Here is a 1,434-nt window from a genome sequence, read left to right on the forward strand (position 1 = left end):
TGATGTGCCGACTTGTATTGGGTTCGGTTCGTGTTCGGGGTAGCTGCCCGTAGCGTGCCGTAGGACGCTGGGTGGGTTGGCTCGTGATGTGCCTGCCGAAGTTTGGCTCTCTCGGGGTGTGCCGCCCGCCCGGCGTCCGCTCTGCGGCCTGACTCAACAGAGGCGTGACCCCGGTGTGATGGGGCTCCGGAAGTCGGCGTGTCGGCCGCGGATCAGCTCCCGTGTCGTCTCGCTTGCAGGAGACCGTGCTCGATGATTCTTCTCGGTGTTGACCCGCACAAGTCCACCCACACCGCGACCGCGTTGCACAGCGCCACCAACCAGCCGATCGACTCCGTCCGGATCGATGCGGCGCTGGCCGGGTATCGCCGGTTGCTGGCGTGGGGTCGGCAGTGGCCGCGACGGCGGTGGGTGATTGAGAACGCGCGCGGACTGGGGCGGCATCTGGCGCAGTGGCTGCTGGCCCGCGGGGAAGAGGTCCTGGACGTGCCGTCCACCGCGACCGCGCGAGTGCGGCAGCTCTCCCGTGGCGGAGGCCGCAAGAACGACCGGATCGATGCCGCAGCGGCCGCGACCATCGCGGCCACCCAGGGTGACGCCTGCCCGGTGGACGCCGAGGACCACACCACGGCGCTGGCGCTGCTGGACGAACGGCGCACCAATCTCACCCAAACCAGGGTGCGTGCGGTCAACCAGCTGCACACGTTGCTGCGTGACCTGCTGCCCGGTGGTGCACCTGCCCAGCTGTCGGCTCGGGCGGCGGCGGCCCTGCTACGCACCGTCCGGCCGGCCGGGCCAGCCGAGCACGCCCGCAAGCAACTGGCCAGGGACCTGGTCGCCGACATCCGCCGACTGGATGAGCAACTCGCCGCCAACGCTCAACTGCTCGGGCAGGCCGTCGCCGAGGCGGGCAGCACGTTGATGGGCACGGCCGGGATCGGGCCTGTGATGGCCGCCCGGCTGATCGCGCGCACCGGACGCGTCGGCCGCTTCCCCACCCCCGCCGCCTTTGCGAGCTACTGCGGCACCGCACCGATCGAGATCGCCAGCGCCGGCAAAGCCCGCCACCGGCTCTCCCGCAGCGGAGACCGGCAGCTCAACGCCGTACTGCACACCATCGCCGTCATCCAGATCCGCATGCCTCGCACCACAGGCCGCGCCTACTACGACCGCAAGATCGCAGAAGGCAAGACCCCCAAGGAAGCCAAACGGTGCCTCAAACGCCGCCTGACCGACCACATCTGGCGCGTCATGACCAGCGACGAACGACACCGCACTCCGACGGGCTCGGGAGGACACTCGGGGGCGACTCTGCCATCCAGCGCGACCGGCTCAACCCCGACAGCCGGCTCTTCGGACAAGTCACTTCCCGAACCCGCCAGCGGCGACCCCACGCCCGCACCACCGTGACTTGACAAATACAGAGGCACCCCG

At 69.8% G+C, this 1,434-nt stretch carries 1 protein-coding gene; it reads left to right on the top strand.

The genetic code is table 11. The features are described from left to right. Positions 1-252: 252 nt before the first annotated feature. Positions 253-1,410: an IS110 family transposase gene (locus E1264_RS42585; protein ID WP_132183250.1), complete on the top strand. Its 1,158-nt coding sequence runs from the start codon at positions 253-255 to the stop codon at positions 1,408-1,410. Positions 1,411-1,434 lie beyond the last annotated feature (24 nt).

It is taken from the genome of Actinomadura sp. KC216, from assembly GCF_004348535.1.
GTDB lineage: Bacteria > Actinomycetota > Actinomycetes > Streptosporangiales > Streptosporangiaceae > Spirillospora.

Bases quoted from the DNA above. Each gene is read 5' to 3' on its own strand.
- E1264_RS42585 (WP_132183250.1), top strand. From the start codon at position 253: ATGATTCTTCTCGGTGTTGACCCGCACAAGTCCACCCACACCGCGACC.